This is a genomic window from Arthrobacter sp. T2-23 (assembly GCF_055398325.1).
The window spans coordinates 396,719-423,214 of the sequence record NZ_AP027917.1; the positions used below are offsets into that span (position 1 = coordinate 396,719).

General features: G+C 68.3%; 20 protein-coding genes. 6 read left to right on the forward strand and 14 right to left on the reverse strand.

Features of this window, described 5'->3' with window-relative positions:
• Positions 1–66 precede the first annotated feature (66 nt).
• From uvrA to ACZ5Z0_RS01900, 7 genes are all read right to left on the reverse strand, one after another.
• Positions 67–2,922, reverse strand: coding sequence for an excinuclease ABC subunit UvrA (uvrA, locus tag ACZ5Z0_RS01870; protein ID WP_464110682.1), 2,856 nt, complete (start codon positions 2,920–2,922; stop codon positions 67–69).
• Between the two features lie 186 nt (positions 2,923–3,108).
• A complete protein-coding gene (locus ACZ5Z0_RS01875) occupies positions 3,109–3,501 on the reverse strand; it encodes a GntR family transcriptional regulator (RefSeq protein WP_464109638.1) in 393 nt (130 codons plus the stop codon).
• Complete coding sequence (locus tag ACZ5Z0_RS01880) at positions 3,498–5,387, reverse strand: ABC transporter ATP-binding protein (protein WP_464109639.1); 1,890 nt, start codon at positions 5,385–5,387, stop codon at positions 3,498–3,500. Before ACZ5Z0_RS01880 ends, ACZ5Z0_RS01875 begins: the two co-directional genes overlap by 4 nt.
• Complete coding sequence (locus ACZ5Z0_RS01885; protein WP_464109640.1) at positions 5,384–7,147, reverse strand: ABC transporter ATP-binding protein; 1,764 nt, start codon at positions 7,145–7,147, stop codon at positions 5,384–5,386. The genes ACZ5Z0_RS01880 and ACZ5Z0_RS01885 overlap by 4 nt, the downstream gene beginning before the upstream one ends.
• A gap of 187 nt (positions 7,148–7,334) precedes the next feature.
• Entirely contained in the window at positions 7,335–8,114 is a 780-nt protein-coding gene (locus ACZ5Z0_RS01890) for a trans-aconitate 2-methyltransferase (protein WP_464109641.1), read from the reverse strand.
• A 98-nt stretch (positions 8,115–8,212) separates the two neighbouring features.
• Complete coding sequence (locus ACZ5Z0_RS01895) at positions 8,213–8,845, reverse strand: alpha/beta hydrolase (protein WP_464109642.1); 633 nt, start codon at positions 8,843–8,845, stop codon at positions 8,213–8,215.
• Positions 8,846–9,487, reverse strand: a complete 642-nt coding sequence (locus tag ACZ5Z0_RS01900) for an NADPH-dependent F420 reductase (protein ID WP_464109643.1) — start codon at positions 9,485–9,487, stop codon at positions 8,846–8,848. It lies immediately after the preceding gene.
• Between the two features lie 201 nt (positions 9,488–9,688).
• On the opposite strand from ACZ5Z0_RS01900, the gene ACZ5Z0_RS01905 reads away from it, so the two are divergent.
• From ACZ5Z0_RS01905 to ACZ5Z0_RS01915, 3 genes are all read left to right on the forward strand, one after another.
• The gene (locus tag ACZ5Z0_RS01905; RefSeq protein WP_464109644.1) at positions 9,689–12,235 is read left to right on the forward strand and encodes a DEAD/DEAH box helicase; all 2,547 of its coding nucleotides are present in this window, start codon (positions 9,689–9,691) and stop codon (positions 12,233–12,235) included.
• Between the two features lie 19 nt (positions 12,236–12,254).
• Positions 12,255–12,755, forward strand: coding sequence for an N-acetyltransferase family protein (locus ACZ5Z0_RS01910; protein WP_464109645.1), 501 nt, complete (start codon positions 12,255–12,257; stop codon positions 12,753–12,755).
• 64 nt (positions 12,756–12,819) lie between these two features.
• On the forward strand, positions 12,820–14,085 hold the full coding sequence (locus tag ACZ5Z0_RS01915) for an alpha/beta fold hydrolase (protein WP_464110683.1): 1,266 nt from the start codon (positions 12,820–12,822) through the stop codon (positions 14,083–14,085).
• A 79-nt stretch (positions 14,086–14,164) separates the two neighbouring features.
• Here the strand turns inward: ACZ5Z0_RS01915 and ACZ5Z0_RS01920 are convergent, their stop codons facing one another.
• The 4 genes from ACZ5Z0_RS01920 to coaE all read right to left on the reverse strand — a co-directional run bounded on the left by ACZ5Z0_RS01920 (position 14,165) and on the right by coaE (position 20,149).
• Positions 14,165–15,523, reverse strand: coding sequence for an MFS transporter (locus ACZ5Z0_RS01920; protein ID WP_464109646.1), 1,359 nt, complete (start codon positions 15,521–15,523; stop codon positions 14,165–14,167).
• A gap of 54 nt (positions 15,524–15,577) precedes the next feature.
• Complete coding sequence (locus ACZ5Z0_RS01925) at positions 15,578–16,606, reverse strand: TerC family protein (protein WP_464109647.1); 1,029 nt, start codon at positions 16,604–16,606, stop codon at positions 15,578–15,580.
• Positions 16,607–16,784: 178 nt separating this feature from the next.
• A complete protein-coding gene (gene uvrB, locus ACZ5Z0_RS01930; RefSeq protein WP_464109648.1) occupies positions 16,785–18,866 on the reverse strand; it encodes an excinuclease ABC subunit UvrB in 2,082 nt (693 codons plus the stop codon).
• A gap of 41 nt (positions 18,867–18,907) precedes the next feature.
• On the reverse strand, positions 18,908–20,149 hold the full coding sequence (gene coaE / locus ACZ5Z0_RS01935) for a dephospho-CoA kinase (protein WP_464109649.1): 1,242 nt from the start codon (positions 20,147–20,149) through the stop codon (positions 18,908–18,910).
• 22 nt (positions 20,150–20,171) lie between these two features.
• Here coaE and ACZ5Z0_RS01940 point away from each other — a divergent pair, with 22 nt between their 5' ends.
• From ACZ5Z0_RS01940 to ACZ5Z0_RS01950, 3 genes are all read left to right on the forward strand, one after another.
• A complete protein-coding gene (locus ACZ5Z0_RS01940; protein WP_464109650.1) occupies positions 20,172–20,873 on the forward strand; it encodes an IMPACT family protein in 702 nt (233 codons plus the stop codon).
• Complete coding sequence (locus ACZ5Z0_RS01945) at positions 20,857–21,393, forward strand: GNAT family N-acetyltransferase (RefSeq protein ID WP_464109651.1); 537 nt, start codon at positions 20,857–20,859, stop codon at positions 21,391–21,393. The genes ACZ5Z0_RS01940 and ACZ5Z0_RS01945 overlap by 17 nt, the downstream gene beginning before the upstream one ends.
• 418 nt (positions 21,394–21,811) lie before the next feature.
• Positions 21,812–22,246, forward strand: a complete 435-nt coding sequence (locus ACZ5Z0_RS01950; protein ID WP_464109652.1) for a DUF1810 domain-containing protein — start codon at positions 21,812–21,814, stop codon at positions 22,244–22,246.
• Positions 22,247–22,408: 162 nt separating this feature from the next.
• Here ACZ5Z0_RS01950 and rpsA read toward each other — a convergent pair whose 3' ends face one another.
• The 3 genes from rpsA to ACZ5Z0_RS01965 all read right to left on the reverse strand — a co-directional run bounded on the left by rpsA (position 22,409) and on the right by ACZ5Z0_RS01965 (position 26,454).
• The gene (gene rpsA, locus ACZ5Z0_RS01955) at positions 22,409–23,884 is read right to left on the reverse strand and encodes a 30S ribosomal protein S1 (RefSeq protein ID WP_138769415.1); all 1,476 of its coding nucleotides are present in this window, start codon (positions 23,882–23,884) and stop codon (positions 22,409–22,411) included.
• A gap of 179 nt (positions 23,885–24,063) precedes the next feature.
• Complete coding sequence (locus tag ACZ5Z0_RS01960) at positions 24,064–24,855, reverse strand: polysaccharide deacetylase family protein (RefSeq protein WP_464109653.1); 792 nt, start codon at positions 24,853–24,855, stop codon at positions 24,064–24,066.
• 312 nt (positions 24,856–25,167) lie between these two features.
• Positions 25,168–26,454 (reverse strand): GNAT family N-acetyltransferase, encoded by a 1,287-nt coding sequence (locus ACZ5Z0_RS01965; protein WP_464109654.1) that lies wholly within the window; start codon positions 26,452–26,454, stop codon positions 25,168–25,170.
• Between the last annotated feature and the right edge of the window lie 42 nt (positions 26,455–26,496).

The window sequence follows — 26,496 nt, forward strand, 5'->3', positions numbered from 1 at the left end:
GGATGGCAGAAAATTGCATGCCCTGTCGGGAATAGATCAGGGAAGATTTCCGCCGTCGGCGGCCCGTCAGCCCAGGATGTCGGCGAGGAACGCCGCGGTGTGGCTTTCCTTGGACTTCGCCACCTGCTCCGGTGTGCCGGACGCGACGATCCGGCCGCCGCCGGAACCGCCGTCGGGGCCCAGGTCCACGATCCAGTCGGCGCTCTTGATGACGTCGAGGTTGTGTTCGATCGTGATCACGGTGTTGCCCTTTTCGACCAGTCCCTGCAGCACCATCAGCAGCTTGCGGATGTCCTCGAAGTGCAGGCCGGTGGTCGGCTCGTCGAGGACATAGACGCTGCGACCGTTTGAGCGCTTTTGCAGCTCCGCGGCCAGTTTCACGCGCTGCGCCTCGCCGCCCGAGAGTGTCGTGGCGGGCTGCCCCAGCCGCACGTAGCCGAGGCCGACGTCGACGAGGGTCTTCAGGTGCCGCGCGATCGGCGAGAAGGCGGCGAAGAACTCCGCGCCCTCCTCGATCGGCATGTTGAGGACGTCCGCGATGGTCTTGCCCTTGTAGTGCACCTCGAGCGTTTCGCGGTTGTAGCGTGCGCCGTGGCAGACCTCGCAGGGCACGTAGACGTCCGGCAGGAAGTTCATCTCGATCTTCAGCGTGCCGTCGCCGGAGCAGGCCTCGCAGCGGCCGCCCTTGACGTTGAAGGAGAACCGGCCGGGCTGGTAGCCGCGGACCTTGGCCTCGGTGGTTTCGGCGAAGAGCTTCCTGATGTGGTCGAAGACTCCCGTGTAGGTGGCCGGGTTGGAGCGCGGGGTCCGGCCGATGGGGCTCTGGTCGACGTGCACCACCTTGTCCAGGTGCTCAAGGCCCTGGACGGTCTTGTGCCGCCCGGCGACCTGCTTGGCGCCGTTGAGCTTGTTGGCGAGCACCTTGTAGAGGATCTCGTTGACCAGGGTGGACTTGCCTGAACCGCTGACACCGGTGACGGCCGTAAACAGGCCCAGCGGGAAGGCGGCGTCAACGTTGAGCAGGTTGTTTTCCTTGGCCCCGACGACCTTCAGCTCGCGCTTCTTGTCGTACTTGCGGCGCTTCTTCGGCACCGCGATGGACTTCCGGCCGGAGAGGTAGTCGCCGGTCAAGGACTCGGTGTTCTCCAGCAGGTCCTGGTAGGACCCGGAGTGCACCACCATGCCGCCGTGCTCGCCGGCGCCGGGTCCGATGTCCACCACCCAGTCGGCCTCCTGGATGGTGTCCTCATCGTGTTCGACCACGATCAGGGTGTTGCCGAGGTCCCTGAGCCTGGTGAGGGTTTCGATCAGGCGCCGGTTGTCGCGCTGGTGCAGGCCGATGGAGGGCTCGTCCAGGACGTAGAGCACACCGACGAGGCCGGAGCCGATCTGGGTGGCCAGCCGGATGCGCTGGGCCTCGCCGCCGGACAGGGTGCCGGAGGGCCGTTCCAGGTTCAGGTATTCCAGGCCGACGTCGAGCAGGAAGGTCAGGCGGGCCTGGATCTCCTTGAGGACCTGGTGGGCGATCTGAGCCTCGCGGCCGGTGAGGACCAGGCTGTCGAGGAAGTGCGCGCACTCGCGCATCGGCAGCGCGGCGACCTCCGCGATGGACTTGCCGTTGATCAGGACCGACAGCGACGCCGGGTTCAGCCGGGCGCCGTTGCAGGCCGGGCACGGGACCTGCCGCATGTACTCCTCGTAGCGGTCGCGGGCCGAGTCCGAGTCGGTTTCGGTGTGCTTGCGATGCACGTACTGGACCACGCCTTCAAAGCCGGTGCTGTATTTGCGCTCCCGGCCGAAACGGTTGCGGTACTGCACCACGACCTTGTGGTCCTTGCCGTGCAGCACGGTCTGCCGCGCCTCGGCGGAGAGCTTCTCCCAAGGCGTGGTCATCTTGAAGCCGAGCTCTTTAGCCAGGCCGCCGAGGAGCCGGTTCCAGTATTCGGTGGTGGCGGCGCCCAGCGACCAGGGCGCAATGGCGCCCTCGGAGAGCGAGAGCTCGGGGTTGGGGATGAGGAGTTCCTCGTCCACTTCGAGCCTGGTGCCGATGCCGCTGCAGGCCGAGCAGGCGCCGAAGGGGTTGTTGAAGGAGAACGATCGGGGCTCGATTTCGTCAATCGCGAGAGGGTGCTCGTTGGGGCAGGCGAGGTGCTCCGAGAAGGCCCGGATCCGCTCCGGATCGTCCGCCTCGAGGTCGACGAATTCGGCCAGGACACGGCCTTCGGCCAGGCCCAGCGCGGTTTCCACCGAGTCCGTGAGTCGCTGGCTGATGCCTTCCTTCACGACCAGGCGGTCCACGACGACCTCGATGGTGTGCTTGAACTGCTTGCCGAGCTTGGGCGGTTCGCTGAGCTGGATCAGTTTGTCGTCCACCCGGGCCCGGGAGTAGCCCTTGGCGGTGAGCTCCTTGAACAGCTCGACGAATTCGCCCTTGCGGCCGCGGACCACCGGGGCCAGCACCTGGAAGCGGGTGCCCTCGGGCAGTTCCAGCAGTTGGTCGACGATCTGCTGGGGCGTCTGCTTGGTGACGGGCTCGCCGCAGACCGGGCAGTGCGGGCGCCCCACGCGGGCCCAGAGCAGGCGCATGTAGTCGTAGATCTCGGTGATCGTGCCCACGGTGGAGCGGGGGTTCTTGCTGGTGGACTTCTGGTCGATCGACACGGCCGGCGACAGGCCTTCGATGAAGTCGACGTCGGGCTTGTCCACCTGGCCGAGGAACTGGCGGGCGTAGGCGGAGAGCGACTCGACGTAGCGGCGCTGGCCTTCGGCGAAGATCGTGTCGAAGGCGAGCGAGGATTTGCCGGAGCCGGAAAGCCCCGTGAAGACAATCATCGCGTCGCGGGGCAGGTCGAGGTCGACGTTGCGCAGGTTGTGTTCGCGTGCGCCCTTCACGACCAGCCGGGAAAGGTCGGGGCGGACCAGCTCCGCGCCCGGCGACGCCGGGCCTGATGGCTGGGGGCCGGCGGCTTTTCCGGAGTTTTCCGGAGCGGCGGCGGGCTGGACATCGACGGCAGGTTCTTCAGCTACGGCTTTAGGCACGCCTCCAATGCTAATCGAAAACTTCTTCGAATATCCATTCCGACTGCTGTTGTGCTATTGGCGGTTGAGCTAATGGCGGTCGTATGCGGCCGCCAGGAGTTGGACGGCTTCGGCGAAGCTGGCGCCCTGGGCTTTAGCGGCCGCCGCGAATTCCGCGGCCGCCGCGCTCAGTGAGCCCCAGGCCTCGTCGCGGGCACACACGACGGTGCCGTTCCTGCCACGGGTGGCGACGACGCCGGCGGCTTCGAGTTCCTTGTAGGCGCGCGCCACGGTGTGCGGCGCGACACCGAGATCGGCCGCCAGGCTGCGGACGGCGGGTAGCCGGGTGCCCGGCGCGAGGGTGCCGTCGTCGGCCCGCTCGATGATGTTCAGCCGGAGCTGTTCGAACAGCGGCACCGAGCTGCCGGTGTTGGGTTTCCAGCCGCCGGGAAAGCGTGCCAGGCCGGACTCCGGCGGGGTCACAGTTCGGGCTCCAGGACGCCGTCGAATTCTTCCCGGCCGGCGAACTGGGCACGGTAGAGGCCCGTGTAGAGGCCCTCCCCCGCCATCAGTTCCTGGTGGTTCCCTTGTTCAACAATCCGTCCGTGGTCCATGACGAGAATTAGATCAGCGTCGCGGACGGTGGACAAGCGGTGGGCGATCACGAAGCTGGTCCTGCCCTGCCGCAGCCTGGACATGGCCTGCCGGATCTGGACCTCCGTCCTGCTGTCCACCGAGCTGGTGGCCTCGTCGAGGATCAGGATGCTGCGGCCGGCCAGTTGCGCCCGGGCGATTGAGATGAGCTGTCGCTGGCCGCGGCTGAGCGAGTCGCCGTCGTTGCCCAGCATGGTGGCGTAGCCGGCCGGGAGGGCACGCACGAACTGGTCCACGTGGCTTGCCTGGGCTGCGGCGGTGATGTCGGCGTCGCTGGCGCCGGGACGGCCGTATTCGATGTTCTCCCGGATGCTCCCGGTAAACAGCCAGGCATCCTGCATCACGGTGCCGATGGCTGCCCGCAGCCCGTCGCGCGGCAGTTCCGCGATGTCCTGGCCGTCCACGGTGATCTTGCCGGCGTCGAGTTCGTAGAAGCGCATCAGGAGGTTGACCACGGTGGTCTTGCCGGCCCCGGTGTGGCCCACGATTGCCACCGTCTGGCCCGGCTCCACGGTGAAGGACAGATCCTCCACCACTGGCGCGCCGGGGCTGTAGCCGAAGGTCGCGCCCTCGAAGGTGACCCGGCCCGTGGGCCCCGCGGATTTTCTGCCGCCGGAGCGTGCGGCCGCGGCCCTGGCCGCGCCGGCGGCGCCCTCGGCAGGGGCGTCCGCGCCGGCGGCGCCCGCGGCAGGGGCGTCCCCGGGGATTTCCGGTGCGTCCAGCAGCGCGAAGACCCGCTCGGCGGAGGCCGCGCAGGACTGCATCAGGGTCAGCATGCCGCCGATCTGGCCCATCGGCTGGCTGAAGAGCCGGCTGAACTGGATGAACGCCTGGACGCCGCCGATCGTCATGCTGCCGGTGGCGACCTGCAGCGCGCCGAGTACCGCGACCGCGATGTAGTTAAGGTTGGAGACGAAGATCATCAGCGGCTGCACGACGCCGGACAGGTACTGGGCGCCGGAGGCCGCCCGGAAGAGACGGTCGTTGCTCGCCCGGAAGATGTCCGCGGCCGCCTGCTGGCGGCCGAACGCCTTGACTACCTCGTGCCCGGTGAAGAACTCTTCCAGGTGCGAGTGCAGATCGCCGGTGCTGCTCCACTGCGCGGTGAAGTGTGCCTGCGACTTCCGCGCCACGAGCACGGTAATCACGGTGGAGACCGGGACCGAGGCGAGGGCCACCAACGCCAGCAGCGACGACAGCCAGAACATCATGGCCAGGGCGCCGGAGAGCATCAGGACCGACATGATGAGCTGGTTGAGCAGCTGGTTAAGCGCCTGCGAGACGTTGTCGACGTCGTTGGTGGCGCGGCTGAGCACGTCGCCGCGGTGCTGGTCGTCGAAATGGCTGGAGGGCAGCAGGTGCAGTTTCTGCTCCACGGAGGCACGGAGCCCGTAACTGAGCCGCTGCACGGCCGTGGCCGTCAGGGCGCCCTGGATCCAGCTGAACAGCGAGGCGCCGAGGTACATCAGCGCCACAGCGAGCAGCAGGCGGCCCAGCTTCGACTCATCGAAGGCGCCGCGCACGACACTTTGCACCACGACGTCGGTGGCGTCGCCAAGGTATTTGGGCGCGGCCACGTTCAGGGCGGCGAAGCCGCAGGTCGCGGCGATGACGCCGGCCATCCGGAGGCGCACCGGGCGCAGGAGCCCCAGCAGCCTCCCGGCGGCCCGCCATTTGGCGGCGGTCCCGGAGGCAGCCGGGAAGGCGGCGCTCACGCTGTTTCCTCCAGGACCAGCTGGGAGGCGGCGATTTCCTGGTAGGTCGGCGACGTCGCCATCAGCTCCTCGTGGGTGCCCTGCGCGACCAGCCGGCCGTCCTCCAACACCAGGATCAGCCCCGCGTCCCCAATCGTGGCGACGCGTTCGGCCACGACCAGCACCGTCGCCGAACGCAGAAGTGGGGCCAGCGCCGCGCGGAGTCGCTCGTCGGTGCCGTAGTCGAGGGCGGAGAAGCTGTCGTCGAAAACGTAGACCGGGGCGGCCCGGAGCAGCGCCCGGGCGATGCACATGCGCTGGCGCTGGCCGCCGGAGAAATTGGTGCCGCCCTGGCGGACCGGGGCGTCCAGGCCGCCGTCGAGGTCCCGGACAAAGTCCGCGGCCTGGGCGGTCTCCAGTGCCCGCCACAGTTCCGCGTCGCTCGCGTCCGGTGCGCCCATCCGCAGGTTCTCGGCGAGGGTGCCCGAGAAGAGGTAGGAGTGCTGCGGCACCATGGCGATCAGGCGTCGCAGCGACGCCAGCGGCAGGGAACGGGTGTCGCGGCCGCCGATGCTGATGGTGCCTGCCGACGGATCGAGGAAGCGCGGCAGCAGGTTCAGCAGCGTGGTCTTGCCGCTGCCTGTGGCGCCGACGATCGCCGTCGTCGTCCCTGGTACGGCGGTGAACGAGACCCCGGCCAGCACCGGCGCTTCGGCCCCGGGATAAGCGAAGGCCACGTCGCGGAACTCCACAGTCCCTTCCGGTACCCTCCCGTCCGGTGCCGTCCCTTCGGGTAACGCCGCCGGCGGCTCCACGGCCGGCCCGTCGATGGCGGGCTCGGTGTCGAGGACCGCCTGGATCCGCTCGGCGCAGGCCGCCGCGCGCGGTGCCGTGGTGAACACGTACATCGCCATCATGATGGCGATCAGGATCTGCAGAATGTAGGCGATGAACGCGGTCAGCGCACCGAGCCGCATCTCTCCGGACTGGATCCGGTGGCCGCCGAACCAGACCACCGCGACGGAGGACAGGTTCACCACCACCATGATCATCGGATTCATGCCGGCGACCAGCAGCGCGGAGTCCAGGTTGTTCCTGGTGAGGTCCCGGTTGGCGGCGTCGAAGCGGCGGATCTCGTGATCCTGACGGACGAAGCCGCGGATGACGTTGGCTCCGATGATCTGCTCCCGGAGCACGCGGCTGATCCGGTCAATGAGTTTCTGGCCCTGCCGGTAGAGCGGAATCAGGCGGCGGACGATCAGGAACATGATGACCGCGAGGACCGGGATGACCGCCACCACAATCCCGGACAGGGCAAGGTCCTGGTGCACCGCAAGGGCAATCCCGCCGATGAAGCTGGCGGGCGCCGCGACCAGCATAGTAAAAGCGAGGACCGTGAGGTTTTGGATCTGGGTGACGTCGTTGGTGGCACGGGTGACGAGGCTGGGCGCCCCGAACTCGCCGATCTCCTGCGAGGAGAGGGTTTGGACCTTGGCGAACAGTTCCTCGCGCAGTTCCCGCGCCACGCGCATGGCGACGACGGCGCCGAGATAGCCGGCGGCGATGGCGGCGCCGACCTGGAGCGCGGCGACAACCGCCATCCAGCCGCCCAGCCGCAGGATCACCGGAGTGTTTCCGGCGACAATGCCGTCGTCGATGATGGCAGCGTTCAGGGTGGGGAGCACCAGACTGGCTGTGGTCTGCAGGAGTTGCAGGAAGATGATGGCCAGGACGGTCATCCTGTGGGCGGCGAGCAGCCGTCCAATCAGGTTAAAGAGCACCGAACCTCCATCATCAGAACAGGGCCCGGATCCGGAACAGATGACGGCCGCCCCCAGACCGCTTTGTCATTGTATGCCCCACCCACTCCGTTTGTTGTCACACGGCGTGTCACATCCGTCAAAGCGGCGGGATCCGGGGTAATTCCTCGCACCTAGCGTCCTGGGGCCGGCCCGGCGGACTGTCCCTTCAGCCGCGCTTCCGGGCAACGGCGAAGATCCGCCGGAACGGGAAGACCGTTCCGTGGGGGCCAGGCGGATAGGCCTCGCGCAGCAGCCGCGCGTACTCCGCTTCGAACCGGCGGGCCTCCTCGTCCGTGAGTGCTGCCAGTATCGGGCGGAGGCCCGTTCCCCGCACCCAGTCAAGCACCGGATCGGTTCCGGGCAGGAGCTGCAGGTAAGTGGTTTCCCAGGCGTCAGCGTCGCAGCCCGCATCGAGCATCAGCCCAAGATATTCCGCGGGTTCCGCCACCACGTCCTCGTGGCGAAGCACGCCGGCGAGGCGGCCGGACCATGCGTCCGAGCCGGCCAGGGCGCGCATCAGCGTGTGGGATGGCGCAGTGAAGTTGCCCGGCACCTGGAGGGCGAACCAGGCGCCCGGCCGCAGTGCTGCCAGCCAGCGGGGCAGCAGTTCGCGGTGGCCGGGCACCCACTGCAGAGCTGCGTTAGTGACCACGACGTCGGCGTCCGGCCTCGGCATCCAGTCGGTGATATCCGCCAGGCCGAAGGCGAGGTTTCCGGCGGCGCCAGCGAAGGTGCCGGACTTCGCGAGCATCTCGGCGGAGGAATCCAGCCCCTCCACCGCCGCCCCGGGCCAGCGCGCGGCCAGGGTGGCGGTGAGGTTGCCGGGCCCGCAGCCGAGGTCCACGACGTGCCGCGGCGCGTCCGCGTGGATGCGTGCGGTCAGGTCGAAGAAGGGCCTGTCCCGGTAGTCGCCGAATTGCACGTACCTGGCTGGATCCCACTTCACGCATTTCCTCCGCTTCACCCGTGGACTGACAGGCGAAGCCTAACCCGCGGAGCCGGCCGGTCCTCACAGGCAGCTCAGCCCGCGCCGCGGGCGGGAGCCTACGCCGTGGCCAGCCCGCCGATCCAGGCGCCGAGCTCGGCCAGCGCCTGTCCGGTGATGCCGTGGCCGCCGGGATCGCGGCGGGAATGCGCCGCGGCTCCGGATTCGGTCAGCAGATACTGCCAGGTGCGCGCCAGCAGCTCCGCCGGGATGACCCGGTCCTGCTCGCCGTGGGCAACGAAGACCGGGGCGCCGGCCAGCCGCCCCGGGGTGGCGGGCACACCGGCGTCGAACGGCAAGGTGCCGTACAGGATTGCCGTGCCGGCAAAGCGTGCCGGGTCCGCCAGCAGCAGGCCGCCGGCAAACGCGGCGCCCCCGCTGAAACCGACCAGCACGACCGGCCTGCCCTCGGGCGCCACCGCGTCGAGCCAGGTCCGGAACCAGGACATGGTGCTGCGCAGCGATTCGGCGACGGGACGGCCGATGCCCCGGTTGGCGAACCAGGCATAGCCGCCGCCTTCGGCAATCGGCGCCCGCACCGCGGCGTAGGCAGGTCCGGCGGGAAGCCGGTCGGCAAGGCCAAGAATCTCGCGCTCGTTTGAGCCCCGGCCGTGCAGCAGCACCACCAGCGGCGACGCCGGGTCGGCCGACCCGGCGGTCGCCACCACGGGATCCGCGAAGGTGGCCTCCATTTAGTTGGTGACCTTCAGTCCGGTGTCCCAGTTGAAGTCCGAGAACTCCGGGTTCGCCTGGAGGGTCATCAGGACGAACTGGAAGCCCTCGAGCTCCCTCGCCCGCTTGAGCGGGCCGACGACGAGCGGGCGAAGGCCGGCCGCGCCGACGAAGTCGCTGACCGCGCCGTTGGCGTCGGCGTCGTCCCCCGCAATGAAGACATCCAGCGGCTGGCCACCGGACTGGCCCGCGGCCAGGGTCCCTGCAAAGGTCGTGTTGAAGGCCTTGACCACCTTGGCGCCGGCGGGGGCCAGCTTGGCGATCTCCTCGGCGGCGGACGTGTCCGGGCCGACGACCAGGGAATCGAAGGTCTCGAAATTCACCGGGTTGGTGATGTCCACGAGGATCTTTCCGGCGAGGGCATCGCCGTAGTTGCTGACCACGGACGTGGCGGCGGCGAAGGGCACGGCCAGGACAACGATGCCGCCCTTCGGCGCGTCGGCCGTGGTGCTGAAGGTGACCCCGGCGCCGAGTTCGGCGGCCAGGGCCTGTGCCTTGGCGGCGTCCTGGCCGAGGATCTCGACGGTGCGGCCGGCGGCGAGAGCGGTTGCGGCGATGCCGCGGGCCATGTTGCCGTTGCCGATGATGGTGATGTCAGTCATTGCGGTCTTCTTTCCAAAGATGCGGGCCAGGAAATTTTTCATCAGAGTCTGTTCTGCCGGATTGTGAATGTTTACTTGAAGCTACAACCAACATACTCCCTTACAGTTGAAGTATCAAGTAATCGTGTTCGTCGACTGCCGGCCCCCTGCCGGACTGCCGCCCGCCGCCGTCCGGACCGCGGGCCACTAAGCTGGGAGGCAATGAAACTCGTTGATCAGCTCCCCGCCCCGGCCGCCCGAGTCCCCGGCAGGACCGGCCTGGATCCGGATGAGCTCTACACCCGGTTTGTCGAATGGACGGAGAGCCGCGGCCTGGCCCTCTACACGGCCCAGGACGAGGCCGTGATGGAGCTCGCCGCGGGCGCGAACGTCATCCTGGCGACCCCCACAGGCTCCGGGAAGTCCCTGGTCGCGATCGCCGCCCACTTCCAGGCCATGGCCCGCGGCGCGCGCAGCTACTACACCGCCCCGATCAAGGCCCTCGTCTCGGAGAAGTTCTTCGCCCTCTGCGAGATCTTCGGAGCCGAGAATGTCGGCATGATCACCGGCGATTCCGGCGTCAACCAGGACGCGCCGATCATCTGCTGCACCGCCGAGATCCTGGCGAACGTCGCCCTGCGCGAGGGCGCGGCCGCGGAGCTGGGCACGGTAATCATGGACGAGTTCCACTTCTATTCCGACCCGCAGCGCGGCTGGGCGTGGCAGGTGCCGCTGCTGGAGCTGCCGCAGGCCCAGTTCCTGCTGATGTCCGCCACCCTCGGCGACGTCAGTCGTTTCGAAGAGGGCATCAGCGAGCTGACCGGGCGCCCGACGACGACCGTCAGTTCCGCCGAGCGGCCCATCCCGCTGCACTTCTACTACCAGCAGACCCCGGTACACGAGACGCTCGAGGAGCTGCTCTCCACGAAACAGGTGCCCGTCTACGTCGTGCACTTCAGCCAGCTTGAGGCGATCGACCGCGCGCAGAACCTCATGAGTATCAACGTCTGCACCCGCGAGGAGAAGGACAAGATCGCCGAGCTGATCGCGGGGTTCCGCTTCGCCGCGGGCTTCGGCAAGACCCTCAACCGGCTGGTCCGGCACGGCATCGGCGTGCACCACGCCGGGATGCTGCCCAAGTACCGCCGGCTTGTCGAGCAACTGGCCCAGGCGGGCCTGCTCAAGGTCATCTGCGGCACCGACACCCTCGGGGTCGGCATCAACGTCCCCATCCGCACCGTGCTCCTGACGGCGCTCAGCAAGTACGACGGCGTCCGCACCCGGTTGCTGAACTCCCGCGAGTTCCACCAGATCGCTGGCCGGGCTGGCCGCGCCGGCTACGACACCGCCGGGACCGTGGTGGTCCAGGCACCCGAGCATGTGATCGAGAACGTCAAGGCGATGGCCAAGGCCACGGCAAAGTTCGGCGACGACCAGAAGAAGCTCCGCCAGGTGGTCAAAAAGAAGCCGCCGGAGGGCTTCGTATCCTGGGGCGAGCCCACCTACAAGCGGCTGGTGGAGTCCGTGCCGGACCCGCTGGGCTCCAGCTTCACCGTCACCCACGCGATGCTCATGAACCTCATGGAGCGGCCCGGGGACCCGTTCAAGGCCGCGCGCCGGCTGCTGACCGAAAACCATGAGCCCCGCGCCGCGCAGCTGAAACTGATGAAGAAGGCCCTCGGTATTTACCGCGAGCTCCTGGCCGCAGGCGTCGTCGAGCGCATCCCGCCGGAGGAGCAGGGCCCGGACGGACGCAGTGTCCGCCTCACGGTCCACCTGCAGGCGAACTTCGCGCTGAACCAGCCGCTCTCCCCCTTCGCCCTCGCGGCGCTTGAGCTGCTGGACCCGGAGTCGCCGTCGTACGCCCTGGACGTCGTCTCCGTGATCGAATCGACGCTGGAGAAGCCGCGGCAGATCCTTTCCGCCCAGCAGAAAAAGGCGCGCGGGGAGGCGATCGCCGCGATGAAGGCGGACGGGATCGAGTACGACCAGCGGATGGCCCTGCTCGAGGAGGTCAGCTACCCGCAGCCGCTCGCGGAGATCCTCGGCGAGGCGTTCGAGGTGTACCGCAAGGCCGCCCCGTGGATCGGTGACTTCGAGCTCGCGCCGAAGTCCGTGATCCGGGACATGTACGAGCGGGCCATGAACTTCGGCGAGTTCGTGCAGTTCTACGGCCTGGCCCGGTCCGAGGGCATCGTCTTGCGCTACCTGGCCGACGGCTTCAAGGCGCTCCGGCAGACCGTGCCGCAGGATGCGCTGCGCGAGGACCTCGAGGACCTCATCGCCTGGCTCGGCGAGCTGGTCCGCCAGGTGGACTCCAGCCTCCTGGACGAATGGGAGGAACTCACCTCCGGCGCCGCCCCGACCCCGCACGACGCCCCGCCGCCTCCGCCGCCGTCGCTGACCTCGAACATCCGGGCATTCCGGGTGATGGTCCGCAACGAAATGTTCCGCCGGGTGGAGCTGTTCGCCGACGAGGCCGCCACCGCCCTGGGCGAGCTCGACGGCGGCTCCGGCTGGGATGCGGAGCGCTGGGAAGACGCGCTGGACGACTACTTCGAGGAGCACGGGGACATCGGCACCGGCCCGGACGCACGCGGCCCCGGGCTGCTGATCATCACCGAGGAGGCCGGCACGTGGAAGGTGCGGCAGATCTTTGATGACCCGGCCGGCAACCACGACTGGGGCATCTCCGCCGAGGTGGACCTGGCCGCCTCGGACGAGACCGGCACCGCCGTCGTCCGCGTGACCGACGTGAACCGGTTGTAGCCGCTAGTAAACTCGGGTCATGACTGTAATCCGCCCGGCCACCGCCCATGACGTTCCCGCCATCCTGCAGATGATCCACGACCTGGCCATCTACGAGAAGGAACCGGATGCCGTCCGGAACACGCCGGAGATGCTCGCGGAAGTGCTGTTTGGCGAGAACCCGCGGGTGTACGCGACCATGGCCGAGAACGAGGCCGGTGCCGTGCAGGGCTTCGCGTTGTGGTTCCTGAACTACTCCACCTGGGAAGGTGTGCACGGGATCTATCTGGAGGACCTGTACGTGATGCCGGAGGCCCGCGGCGCCGGGCACGGGAAGGCGCTGCTGCAGCACCTGGCCGCGACCGCGGTCGAGCTCGGCTACGCCCGGGTGGAGTGGAGCGTGCTGGACTGGAACGAGCCCTCGATCGCGTTCTACCGGAACCTTGGGGCAGCCCCGATGGCTGAATGGTCGACCTTCCGCCTGACCGGCGACGCCCTGGAGGCGTTCGGCAGCGCCCGGACGGCGGACGCCCGTGGCTGAGACCACGGCGACTGAGACAGCCCGGGTCCCGCACATCGTCAAGGCCCGGCATGACTACCGCGGGATGCGCACCGCGGAGCACTACTTCGAGGTGCCGCTAGACCACTTCGCAGCCGGCGGTGAGACGATCACGGTTTTCGCCCGCGAGTACGTCTCGGCCGACCACAGCGCGGAGGCAGCCGCCGAGCTGCCGTGGCTGCTGTACCTGCAGGGCGGCCCCGGCGGACGCGGCAACCGTTTCCCTACGCTGGGCGGCTGGAGCAAGGCCGCGGCGAAGGACTTCCGGATCCTGATGCTGGACCAGCGCGGCACCGGGCTCTCCTCCCCCATCGACCGAAACACCCTGCCCTTGCGCGGCAGCGACCAGGACCAGGCCCGGTACCTGGAACACTTCCGCGCCGACTCGATCGTGGCCGACGCTGAAGCGATCCGTACGGCCCTCGGCGCCGCCCCCTGGACCATCTACGGCCAAAGCTATGGCGGCTTCTGCGCGCTTAGCTACCTGTCGTTCGCCCCGGAGGGCCTGCGCGAGGCCCTGATCACCGGCGGCCTCCCGCCCCTGGCCGGCCCGGCGGACCGCGTCTACCAGGCGACCTTCCGGCGTGTCGCGGCGCGCAACGCCGAATACTTCGGCTGGTACCCGCACGACCGGGAGCAGGTCAACCGCATCGCCCGGCACCTCCGCGACGCGGAAGAACTCCTGCCCGACGGCAGCAGGCTCACCGTGGAACGGTTCCAGATGGTGGGTGCGTACCTCGGCGGCAACACGCGGGTGGACGGGCTGCACCACCTTCTCGAGGACGCGTTCGTCAGCACGCCCGACGGCGAACGCCTGTCCGATGCCTTCCTGGAGCAGGTCCGCGGCCTCGTCTCGCGCGCCTCAAACCCGCTCTACGCCCTCATGCACGAGTCCATCTACGGCCAGGGCGAGGCCACGGACTGGGCAGCGCTGCGGGTGCTCCAGGCCTACCCGGAATTCCGGCCGGACGTCCCCGCCCCCTTGCTGACCGGCGAGATGGTCTACCCGTGGTACTTCGACCAGGACCCGGCGCTCCGCCCCCTCCGCACGGTGGCCCAACTGCTGGCCGAGAAGGACGACTGGAAGCCGCTCTACGACCCCGAGCGGCTCGCGCTCAACACCGTTCCGGTGGCGGCGGCCGTGTACAGCGACGACATCTACGTGGACCGCGACCTCTCGCTGGAGACTGCTGCCGCCGTCCGCGGCCTGCAGGTGTGGGAATCGGCTGAGTTCCACCACGACGGCATCGCGGACGACGGCGAGGCCATCTTCGGCCGGCTGCTCGGCATGGCCCGCGCCGCCACGGGCTGACGCCCCGGGGGCTGACACTCCAGGGGACGGGGCTCGCGGGTGTGGGGCCCGCGGGTATGGGGCTCGCGGGTTTGGGGCCTCAGCCGGCGGCCGGCTCCGGGCCGCGGCGGGAGCGGGCGGCCGCCGGTATGACGGCGCCAAGCACCGCCGCGGCCACGGCCGCCGCCACAAGGTTGAGCCCCTGGTAGCCGACGCCGCTCATCACGAGGCCGGCGAAGCCCGACCCCACGGCGCCCGCAACGCCCATCAGGGTGTCGGACACGCCCTGAACGAGCACCCGGTCCCCGGCCGCGACGCTCTCCGCAAGCAGCGTGGATCCGGCGATGGTGGCCGCGGACCAGCCGAGCCCCAGCAGGACCAGCCCGGTCGTGACCAGCACCGGCTGGGCCTGGCCGAAGCCCGCGACGCAGACGGCCAGCAGGATCAGCCCGTGGCCCAGCAGGATCACCGGCAGCCGGCCGACCCGGTCGGTGAGCCAGCCCATCACGGGTGAGAGCGCATACATGCCGGCGATGTGCAGCGAAATGGTGAAACCGATCAGGACAAAAACGTCGGTGCTGGCGGCATGGGCGTGTTCGGCGGGGTGCCCCGCAAGCGGTCCTTCCGTGAGCAACTGCAGGTGCAGCGGCGTCATGGACATCACGGCGGCCATGCAGCCGTGCGCGGCGACGACAGCGAGCAGCGCAAGCCCGGCGCGCGGTGCGGCCCGGACGGCCCGGAGCCCGTTGCGCAACGCGTGCCTCCCCCGGCTGCCGGTGGTCCCTTTGGCCGGCTCCTCGGCGGCGCCGCGCAGCCGGGCGGCCAGCAGCAGCGGATCAGGGCGGAGTCCGATCAACAGCACCAGGGCGGCCAGGGCCAGTCCCGCCGTCGAAAATACGAAGGGCCCGGAGATCGGCGGCAGGCCGAGTGCCTGTCCCACGAGTGCGCCGGGCTGGATCAGGTTGGGCCCGGCCACGGCACCGACCGTCACCGCCCAGACCACGATCGCGAGCGAGCGTCCACGGTGCTCCGGGTCGGCCAGGTCGACGGCGGCGAAGCGTGCCTGCAGATTGGCCGCCGTGCCGAGGCCCAGCAGGGCGGCGCCCAGCAGCAGCACCGGGAAGGCTGTGATGACGGTGGCCAGGATGACCAGCAGGGCGCCGGTCATCGCGGAGAGCAACCCGGTCACGAGGGCGGCACGGCGCCCCCGCCGGCCTGCCAGCCCGGCGAGTGGAAGGGCCGTCAGTGCCGCCGCCAGCGTCATGGTGGTGGTGACCGAGCCCGCCCAGGCATTGGATCCGGCGAGCTGGACGGCCAGCAGTGAGCCGACGGACAGGCTGGCGCCGCTGCCCACGCCGCTGAGGAGCTGGGCGGCACTGAGCACAACAACGGTACGGCGCTGCACACGTTGCGGGTCCAGCGCCGGTCCGGCGGTGGTGGCGGCGTCAAAGATTTTCACGATCCGAGCTTAGCCCGTGACCGGCAGCCCGGCGTGCGACGGGCTGCGCCGGGGCTACTCGGCGTCGTTGAGGCTTTTGCGGGAGTCCTCTTCGAGCCGGGCGTCCAGCTTGGCCTTGGAGGCCTTCGAGCTGACCAGGCTGGCGACGACGGCAATGATGATGGTGCCGATGATCACCGCGAGCGATACGTAGGTGGGGATCTCAGGAGCCCATTCGATATGCTTGCCGCCGTTGATGAAGGGCAGTTCGTTGACGTGCATGGCGTGCAGCACCAGCTTTAAGCCGATGAAGGCGAGGATGACGGAAAGCGCGTGCTTGAGGTAGATCAGCCGGTTCATCAGGCCGCCGAGCAGGAAGTAGAGCTGGCGCAGGCCCATCAGGGCGAAGATGTTGGCGGTGAAGACGATGAACGCGCTCTGGGTGAGGCCGAAGATCGCGGGAATCGAGTCCACCGCGAAGAGCAGGTCGGTCATGCCGATGGTCACGAAGACGATCAGCATGGGGGTGAAGACCTTCTTGCCGTCGACCTCGGTGCGGAGCTTGCCGCCGTCGAACTTCTCCGACATCGGCAGGATCCGGCGGATCCGGGCGATCAGCGGGTTTTCCCTGTCTTCCTCGTCCTCGCCCTCGTCCTGGGCCTGCTTCCACGCGGTCCAGAGCAGGAACGCGCCGAAGATGTAGAAGACCCAGCTGAACTGCTCGATCACGATTGCGCCGAGCAGGATGAAGATGCCGCGCAGGACCAGGGCGATGATGATGCCCACCATCAGCACTTCCTGCTGGTACTTACGGGGTACCGAGAAGCGGGCCATGATGATGATGAAGACGAAGAGATTGTCGATGCTGAGGCTGTATTCCGTCACCCAGCCGGCGATGAACTGCCCGCCGTATTCCGGGCCGGTAAAGAGGAACATGGAGCCGGCGAACACGAGCGCCAGGGCGATGTAGAAGGAGACCCACAGGCCTGCTTCCTTCATGGAGGGCTCATGCGGCCGCTTCAGCACCAGGAGGAGGTCGATGGCGAGGATGATGCCGAGAACGACGAAGGAGCCGATCTCGAACCAGACGGGAAGTTCAGGCACGTAGATACCTTTCGCAGGGTGCAGCTAAGCGGTGTAAGTCTCTCCGGCTGAGCCGCGCACCCGGGCCATTGCCCTCGGGTGCCGCCTTGCTGCCCGCTACGCCCGGCATGGCGTCTGCGCCCTGCGTGTTGACGATCGTAGCGCTTGGGATACTCCCCTACGTTCGACCTACTTTACCCTAGGCGTGCCCGGCCGACTGCATCTGGCGCAGTTCTTTCTTGAGCTCGCCGACCTCGTCGCGGAGCCTGGCCGCCAGCTCGAATTGCAACTCCCCGGCCGCGGCGTGCATCTGCTCGGTCAACTGTTCGATCAGGCCAACGAGGTCTTCCGCCGGGGCCGCCGCGAGCCCGTCGGCCCGGACCTTGGAGCTGCCCTTGCCCTTGCCGCGCGTCTTGCCGGCGCTGGCCAGCAGCTCCCGGGTGTCCGCATCTTCCTTGGCCAGCTGGTCGGTGATGTCGGCGATCTTCTTCCGCAGCGGCTGGGGATCGATCCCCTTCTCGGTGTTGTAGGACACCTGGATGGCGCGGCGCCGGTTCGTTTCGTCGATGGCGTGGGCCATGGAGTCGGTGATCTTGTCCGCGTACATGTGCACCTGGCCGGACACGTTGCGGGCGGCGCGGCCGATGGTCTGGATCAGGGATGTCGAGGAGCGCAGGAAGCCTTCCTTGTCCGCGTCCAGGATGCTCACGAGGGACACCTCCGGGAGGTCGAGGCCTTCGCGGAGCAGGTTGATGCCGACCAGTACGTCGAAGACGCCCATCCGCAGTTCGCGCAGCAGCTCAACGCGACGCAGCGTGTCGACGTCGGAGTGCAGGTATTCGACCTTCACGCCGTGGCCGAGCAGGTAGTCGGTGAGGTCCTCCGCCATCCGCTTGGTCAGCGTGGTGACGAGGACTCGCTCGTTCTTCGCGGTCCGGGTCCGGATTTCGCCCAGCAGGTCATCGATCTGGCCCTTCGTGGGCTTCACGATGACCTCGGGATCGATCAGACCGGTGGGCCGGATGATCTGCTGCACGAAGCCGTCCGCCTTGCCGAGCTCAAACTTCCCCGGGGTCGCGGACAGGTAGACGGTCTGGCCGACACGTTCCTGGAACTCGTCCCACTTGAGCGGTCGGTTGTCCATCGCCGAGGGCAGCCGGAAGCCGTGGTCCACGAGGTTCCGCTTGCGGGACATGTCGCCCTCGTACATGGCGCCGATCTGCGGCACGGTGACGTGGGATTCATCGATCACCAGGAGGAAATCGTCCGGGAAGTAGTCGATGAGGCAGTGCGGCGCGGTCCCCCGGGCGCGGCCGTCAATGTGCGAGGAGTAGTTCTCGATGCCGTTGCAGAATCCCATCTGCTGCATCATTTCCAGGTCGTAGGTGGTGCGCATCCGGAGCCGCTGGGCCTCGACGAGCTTGTTCTGGCTCTCCAGGACCTTGAGCCGGTCGGCGAGCTCGTCCTCGATCCGCTTGATCGCGCGGGACATGCGTTCCGGACCCGCCACGTAGTGCGAGGCGGGGAAGACGTACATTTCGGTCTCGTCCCGGAGCACCTCGCCGGTCAGCGGGTGCAGGGTGTAGATGTTCTCGATCTCGTCGCCGAAGAACTCGATCCGGATCGCAAGCTCCTCGTACATCGGGATGATTTCCACGGTGTCGCCGCGGACCCGGAACGTGCCGCGGTGGAAGTCCATGTCGTTCCGGGTGTACTGCATGGACACGAATTTCCGGAGCAGGTCGTCGCGGTTCATTTCGGCGCCCTTGCGGAGGGTCACCATGCCGGCGATGTATTCCTCCGGGGTGCCCAGACCGTAGATGCAGGAGACCGTTGCCACCACGATCACGTCGCGGCGGGTCAGCAGCGCGTTGGTGGCGGAGTGCCGGAGCCGCTCGACTTCCTCGTTGATGGAGGAGTCCTTCTCGATGAAGGTGTCCGTCTGGGCGACGTAGGCCTCGGGCTGGTAGTAGTCGTAGTACGAGACGAAGTATTCCACCGCGTTGTTGGGCAGCAGCTCACGGAATTCGTTGGCGAGCTGGGCGGCGAGCGTCTTGTTCTGCACCATCACGAGGGTGGGGCGCTGGACTTGTTCGATCAGCCACGCCGTCGTCGCGCTCTTGCCGGTACCGGTGGCGCCGAGCAGCACCACGTCCTTCTCGCCGTTCTTGATGCGCTCGGTCAGTTCGGCGATCGCGGCGGGCTGGTCCCCCGCGGGCTGGAACTCGCTAATGACCTCGAAGGGCGCCACAACACGGTTGATTTCCTGGGCAAGGCTCATGTAACTAATCTACCGCCGCCCTGTGACAGCGTTCCCCGGATTCAGCTTTGGGCTGTACCGGATGGTCCGGCGGCGGCATACGACGGCGGCAGCCAGCCCGTGCGCCGGGCCCACTCTTCCATCCGCGGAGCGGCGTAGTCCGTGAACCAGTCCTCTTTATCGGCCGCGTAGCCCGCGGTGGACTTGTCAACGCCGTGCCGCCGTGCCGCGCGCCGCTTCTCCGCGAGGTAATCGGCGCGGGCGGCCGGGTCGTCACGCAGCCAGTCGCGGAAGCACAGGGCGTAGCGCCAGCCGGGAGACCCGGCGGCCCGGACGTGCAGGTTCACGGGCCGGCCGGGGTCCGCACTGCCATGGACGCGCTTGTCCCAGTCGGCCGGGTCGGGGTGGGCGGGTTTCGGGTTGTCCGCGCCGATGCCCGGCCAGCGCGGGAAGCCGGCCGCCGCCAGCAGGGGTTCGAGGCGGTCCGCCGTCGCCAGGTCCGGGACGGTGAGCTGGAGGTCAAGCACGTCCTTGGCGTCCAGGCCCGGAACGGCCGTGGACCCGATGTGGTCCACGGCGAGGATGTCCTGCGGTGCCACCGCCTGCAGGCGGCCGATCACCCGGGCGGCCTGGGCCGGCCAGTCGGGGTCGGCGGGACTGAGCACGGGTCCGCCGGTGCGCGCGGCCATCTGGCCCTTGGCGAGGTTCTCCGCGAACGGTTGCAGGCGGTGCCACCACAGCCGGTCCACCGAGTCCCTTAATTCGTCCTTGGTGCCGGAGTTGTCCAGGACGACGTCGGCGGCCGCCAGCCGGTCCTCCCGCGTGGCCTGGGCCGTCATCCGGGAGCGGGCCTCCTCGACCGTCATCTTCCGGCGCTCCACCATCCGACGCACCCGAATATCGTCGGGGGCGTCGACCACCACCACGAGGTGGAAGTTGGCACCCTGGCCGGTCTCGACCAGGAGCGGGATGTCCTGGACCAGGACGGCGCCTTTCGGGACGGCAGCGGCGAGGGCGGCGGCGCGTTCCCTGACGAGCGGGTGGATGATGCCGTTCAGCACGGCGAGGCGCTCCGGGTTGCCGAAGACAAGGGCGCCCAGGCGGGGCCGGTCAAGCCTGCCGTCGGGGCCCAGGACGGAGGCGCTGAAGGCCTCCACCACCCGAGCCAGCCCGGGTGTGCCCGGCTCCACCACTTCCCGGGCCAGCGCGTCCGCGTCGACCAGGACCGCCCCGAGCTCGCGCAGCCGCGAGGCAGCCACTGACTTCCCTGAGGCGATGCCGCCAGTCAACCCGATCTTCAGCACTCCACCAGACTAAACTGAAGCGGTGCCAGACGACGCGCTTTCCCCGGAAAGCAGGGCCACCGTCTACACAACACTGGCGGTCGGCGCCGGGTTCCGGCATGAGCTGGAGATCAAACGCTCCCGCTTCATTACGGTGCTCCAGCGCACCGGCGACGAAGAGAGCGCGCGTACCCTGGTCGCCTCGCTGCGCCGCGAGTTCCACGACGCCCGCCACCACTGCTCGGCGTTCGTGCTCGGCCCCGACCGCGAGGTACAGCGCTCCAGCGACGACGGCGAACCCTCCGGCACGGCCGGCCTCCCCATGCTGGAGGCACTGGTCAAGCGCGAAACCGCCCGCGGCGTGACGGACCTCAGCGACGTGACCGCCGTCGTGGTCCGCTATTTCGGCGGGATCCTGCTGGGCGCCGGAGGCCTGGTCCGCGCCTATTCCGAATCCGTTTCCTCCGCACTGGCGCTGGCGCCGCTCGTGCGCCGGCAACGGCTGCGGATCTGCGACGTGCGGGTGCCGCACGCCTCCGCGGGCCGGCTCGAAAACGACTTGCGCGCGGCGGGCTACGTGATGGCGGGCGCCAGCTATGATGCGCAGACGACGGTTCTCCGGCTGGCCCTGCCGGACGATCCTGCTGGTCTGGCGCTGGCAGCCGACCGCCTCGGGGCACTTACGGCCGGGAGCGCTGCGCTGCTGCCCGGGGAAACGGAGTGGATCGATGTCGCCATCAGTTGAGCAGGTGCCCGTGGTGGCGCTGGTGGATGTGACGGACCAGATACTGGAGCGGCTGCTGGCGGTGGCCCTGCACGACGCCGACGCCGACGAGGTCACCCCGCCGCTGGGGACAGCAGCGGGCTGGAACACCGAACGGATCAGCTGGTTCCGCGACTATCACCACGCCGCGGCGGCGGGCCTCGACGGCCCGGCGCGGCAGAAATCCTGGGCGGTCACCGCCGACGGCGAACTGGCCGGTTCCATCCGGCTGGCCCGGGTCACCGGGGCCGGGTCGGGGACCTTCGCACGCGACGGCGGGGCACTGGAGACCGGCCTCTGGCTCGGTAGGAGCTTCCGCGGCCGCGGCATCGGCGGTGAGGCGCTCCGGCTGGTCAAGGCCGAGGCCGCGGCGGCCGGTGCGGACCTGCTGGAGGCGGAGACGACCCCCGGCAACGCTGCCGCGCAGGCCCTGCTCCGGGCCGCCGGCGCCGCTCTCGCCGTCGACGGCCAGCGGGTTAAGGCACGATTCACACTGGGGTAGGTCCTGCGGCGGCCAAGGATGGACATGCCCGTCGCCAACCCGATCCAATGGGCATGCCCATCTCGCGGCGCGGGGAACGAGCATGATGGCACTCTGTCCAACGTTCGGGCCCAGGGATGGACATGGCCGGCCGAGGCCGTTTCACCCCGCCGGGCATCTCCAACGCCAGCCCCACACAACGGGCATGCCCATCTTCCGGCGCGGGGAACGAGCATGATGGCACTCTGTCCAACGTTCGGGCCCAGGGATGGACATGCCCGGCGCAACCGGTCGAGCCTGGGCCAACACGCTGGGACCAGGGCGGCGGGTAGCTGTTGCCGGGGCCAGCTGAGTGCTTGGATGAAGGGGAGGCCGCACTCCCGGCATGCGGCCGGGCAGCGGCGGGACCCGTGTGATCGGCCAGACGAGGAGAACAGACGTGGATGACCCTTTCGAGCTATCTCGTTTCGTGGACGCCCAGGACTCTGCCGGGACCTACCAGCGCGCCCTCTCGGAGCTTCGCGGCGGGAGCAAGCGAAGCCACTGGATGTGGTTCATCTTCCCGCAGATCGCCGGCCTCGGAATGAGCCCGACCTCGCAGAGGTATGCCCTTTCATCATTGGATGAGGCACGGGCCTATCTGCGCCATCCGCTGCTGGGTGCCCGCCTGTTGGAGTGCTTCCGGGCAGTCCTCGCCCTCGAGGATCGCAGCGCCGAGCAGATCTTCGGCGCGATCGACGCCCGAAAAGTGCACTCGTCGTCGACCTTGTTCCTCCGGGCCGCACCCGACGAGCCCGTGTTCAAACAGATCCTGGATGAATACTTCGGCGGAGTCCCCGACGCAGCCACCGACCGGATCCTGTCCGCACCCTGAACCCTCGCGCCGCCATCCCTTCTCCACCGGGCACCCCGCTTCTGGCCGAGAGGACTGGGCATGTCCCCACGCCCGGAGACATGCCCCTTAACCCAAAAGCGGGCCCCTGCACGTGGCAGGGACCCGCTTTGGCTGGCCCGGAGCAACCCGGGCCAGTGGCAATTAGTTGCCGGTCAGCTTCTCGCGCAGAGCGGCTAGGGCCTCGTCCGAAGCAAGCGTGCCTGCACCGGTCTCGGCGGCAGCCGGCTCGGAGGAGTAGCTGGTGGTGCCGGAGTCGCTCTCGCCGGACGTTGCAGCGGCAGCGTCGTCGGCAGCGTGCTGGGCAACCTGCTTCTTGTGGGCTTCCCAGCGGGTCTGGGCGTCAGCGTACTGCTGCTCCCAGGCGGCGCGCTGCGTCTCGTAGCCTTCAAGCCACTCGTTGGACTCCGGGTCGAAGCCCTCCGGGTACTTGTAGTTGCCCTCTTCGTCGTACTCTGCGGCCATGCCGTAGAGAGCCGGATCGAATTCGGTGGAGTCAGCGTCGACACCCTCGTTGGCCTGCTTGAGGGACAGCGAGATACGGCGGCGCTCGAGGTCGATGTCGATGACCTTGACGAACAGCTCGTCGCCAACGGAGACAACCTGCTCGGCCAGCTCAACGTGGCGCACGGCGAGCTCGGAGATGTGGACCAGGCCTTCGATGCCGTCTTCAACGCGAACGAACGCGCCGAACGGAACCAGCTTGGTGACCTTACCCGGAACAACCTGGCCGAGGGCGTGGGTGCGGGCGAAGGTCTGCCACGGGTCTTCCTGCGTAGCCTTGAGCGACAGGGAAACACGCTCGCGGTCCAGGTCGACTTCGAGAACCTCGACGGTGACTTCCTGGCCAACTTCGACAACCTCGGACGGGTGGTCGATGTGCTTCCAGGACAGCTCGGAAACGTGAACCAGGCCGTCTACGCCGCCCAGGTCCACGAAGGCACCGAAGTTGACGATGGAGGAAACGACGCCCGGACGGACCTGGCCCTTTTCCAGCTTGTTGAGGAACGTGGAGCGGACCTCGGACTGGGTCTGCTCGAGCCAGGCACGGCGGGACAGCACAACGTTGTTGCGGTTCTTGTCCAGCTCGATGATCTTGGCTTCGATCTGCTGACCGATGTACGGAGCAAGGTCGCGCACACGGCGCATCTCGACGAGCGATGCGGGCAGGAAGCCGCGCAGGCCGATGTCGAGGATAAGACCACCCTTGACAACCTCGATGACGGTACCGGTGACGACGCCGTCTTCTTCCTTGACCTTCTCGATGTCGCCCCAGGCACGCTCGTACTGAGCACGCTTCTTGGAGAGGATCAGACGGCCTTCTTTGTCTTCCTTGGTGAGCACCAGGGCTTCGACGAGATCGCCAACGGAGACGACGTCTCCGGGATCAACATCGTGCTTGATGGAAAGCTCGCGGGAGGGAATGACACCTTCGGTCTTGTAACCGATGTCGAGCAGAACTTCGTCGCGGTCGACCTTGACGACGGTACCTTCGACGAGGTCCCCGTCGTTGAAGTACTTGATGGTGGCGTCGACTGCTGCGAGGAAGTCCTCAGCGGTACCGATGTCGTTAATCGCGACTACGGGGGTACCGGGCTTCTCGGTGGAGGTGATGGTCATGTAGTAGGGGCTCCGTTGTGGATAGTTAGTCGGTCAGGCAAACCGTCCCGCCCGCGTCGGCGACACGGGTGGAGAACACGGCACATCAAAGGCGATCCGCCGGGTCATCCTGATTTTGTGGATTGAATGCGCGCACGTAGTACACGCCCGTTTAGTCTAGTCGGATACGCCAACGCCGGTCAAAGCGCGACGGCACCCGCCGGCAACACCCGGCCGAGCTGCGCAAACGCCGTTCCATGCGCCAGCATCCGGGGAAGCGCCTGCTCAAACCCGGCCGCGGTGCCGCTTCCTGGCCTGTTGAAGTGGGCAATCACAATGTCACCTGCGGACGCCTTGGCCAGCGCCGCGGCGACGGCAGGGGCCGGCAGCGTGGCGCCGGCGTCGGCGTTGACGCTGAAGTTCACCGGCAGCAGGCCGGTGCGCCGCGTGATCGCGACGGCGACGTCGTCATAATAGGCGGTTCCCGGCCGGAAGAACCGCGGTGGCCGGCCGGTCAGGCTCCGGAGCACCGCCTGGTTGTCCATGATTTCGCGGTAGACCTGACCGACGTCGGACGTGCCGGGGATGCCGTAAGCGCGTTTCCCGGTGACGGAGAGGGGGCAGTGACTGGAGCCGTGGTTGGCGAGTTCGAACAGCGGGTCGGCGGCCAGTTCGCGCGCCACACCCGGGTTCGCCTCAATCCAGCGCTGGTTGACGAAGAGGGTGGCCGGGACGCCCAGGCGCCGCAGCGTGTCCAGCAGCCGGTGGTCGCAGCCGGCGCCGCCGGGGCCGCCGCAGGCATCGAACGTCAGGGCCAGCTGGGCCGCGGCGGTTGACGTGATAACCCCGGCCAGGGCAAGTCCCCAGTCGGTGGGACGGCGGCCGGAGAATTCCGCCACCACCTCCGCCTCGGTCGGAGCCAGCCGCGCCGGGACCGGCGGCGGTGCCGTTCCGACGGCGGCGGGCCCGGGTTCGACGGCGGCGGGCGGCACCGGCCCGGTGGGACTCGCCGACTCTGGGGCAGGCGCGGCGGCCGGCGGCGTGCCTTCCCCCGCACCGGCGGGCGGCGTCGACGCAGGCGTGCCCGCCGGTGCGGGGTCTAATCCACTCTCCTGAACGGCGTTCCGCGCCGGCGGCAAATTCCTGGCCCCCCTGGGCACGGAACGGTACGACGGCATCAACCAGGACGCCGGCGGCGAGTGCGCCGAGTCCGATCAGGACAGAGCGGCGCCCGCGCAGGGCTGGGCGAGGCAAATCCCCCACGAGTATTCCTTTTGCAGATGTCAGCGGTCCGTGACGACAGCTTAGAAGTGGGTGAGGCAGTGCGGCGCGCGTTCGACGGCGAACATCCGGGCAGCGAGGAACGCTGCGCCCGGCGTGTGCTCGCGGATCCGCCCCGAGTCGGCCAGGGTCACGGGGTGCGCGCCCCCGAGATAGAACGAGGACAGGGCAGCCACGTCCAGTTCAAGGTCCGCGGCGTCGTTTTCCGTTTCCGTGACGACGGCGGCGCCCCCGTCCACCTCCAGCGCGAACGTCCCGCCGGTCAGGCCGAGCGGATCAGCCACTTTGAGCACCAGCCGGCCGTCGGCCGGATAGTGGCGTGCCGCGAGGGCCTTCTGCACGTCCAGGATCCGCAGCCAGAGCATGTCCCGGGGTTCCGAAGCGTCGACGCAGCGCGGATCGCTGAGGGCCCACTTCAATGGGTCGTCAACCGGCGCCTCGTCCCACGTGACGCGTTCAACGAGGTCGATGGCCCCGAGGTACTGCCACAGTTCCAGGTAGGCGGCCCGGGTGGCCGCCACCAGGTCAACGATTTCCATCGTGTACGGAGTGCTGGACCAGCCGCCGAACTTGTAGGACACATAGCCGTCGACGTCGCCGTCGGGGCCGTAGTGCAGCGCGACCTTGACCTTGGGGTCCTCGCCGTCGTCCCGGCTGATGGAACCGGAGACGAACTGCCGGTAGAACTCGTGCCGGCCGATGGAGCCCGGCGTCAGGCGGTGCAGGCGGTCGAAAATCACCGGGGCCAGCTCAAGCAGGACCTTGGGATCGGCCACCTCCACACTGCCGACCGGGGTGTGGTTCACGAGGAAACGGGCACTCGTGTCGACCTTGATCGACTGTTCCGACGTCGCGACGCCGTAGCCGAAGCGGCCGTAAATGGAGGCTTCGGAGGCGGTCAGGGCCGCCATCGCCAGGCCCTCCTCCCGCGCCATCCCCAGGTCCTCGGCCATCATGCGGCGCAACAGTCCCCGGCGGCGGTGCGAGGTCCGCACGGTGACGGCGGTGACGAGCCGGGTGTCCAGGAGCCGCCCGAAGCCGATATTCAGGGTCTTGTTCATCGTGCCGAAGGTCGCCACCGGAATGTCGGCGCCGAGGGAATGGTCGGCGACGGGCCCGGTCTGGTAGGCGCCGGTCATTGCGCGCCCGTCAGCGCGCTGCATCTCGAGGCCCCGGTCCACCCGTTCGTCGCTGCGGCGGGCGTCGTGGAAGCCGAATGCGACAGCCCGCATCCACGCGACGGACTCCGGGTACGCCGGATCCTCCTTGGACGCCGGTGTGAACCGCCTGATTTCGTACTGCTCTACCACGTACTTCCCCCCGGGAAATTTCTGCAACCTTGAAAGAATTGA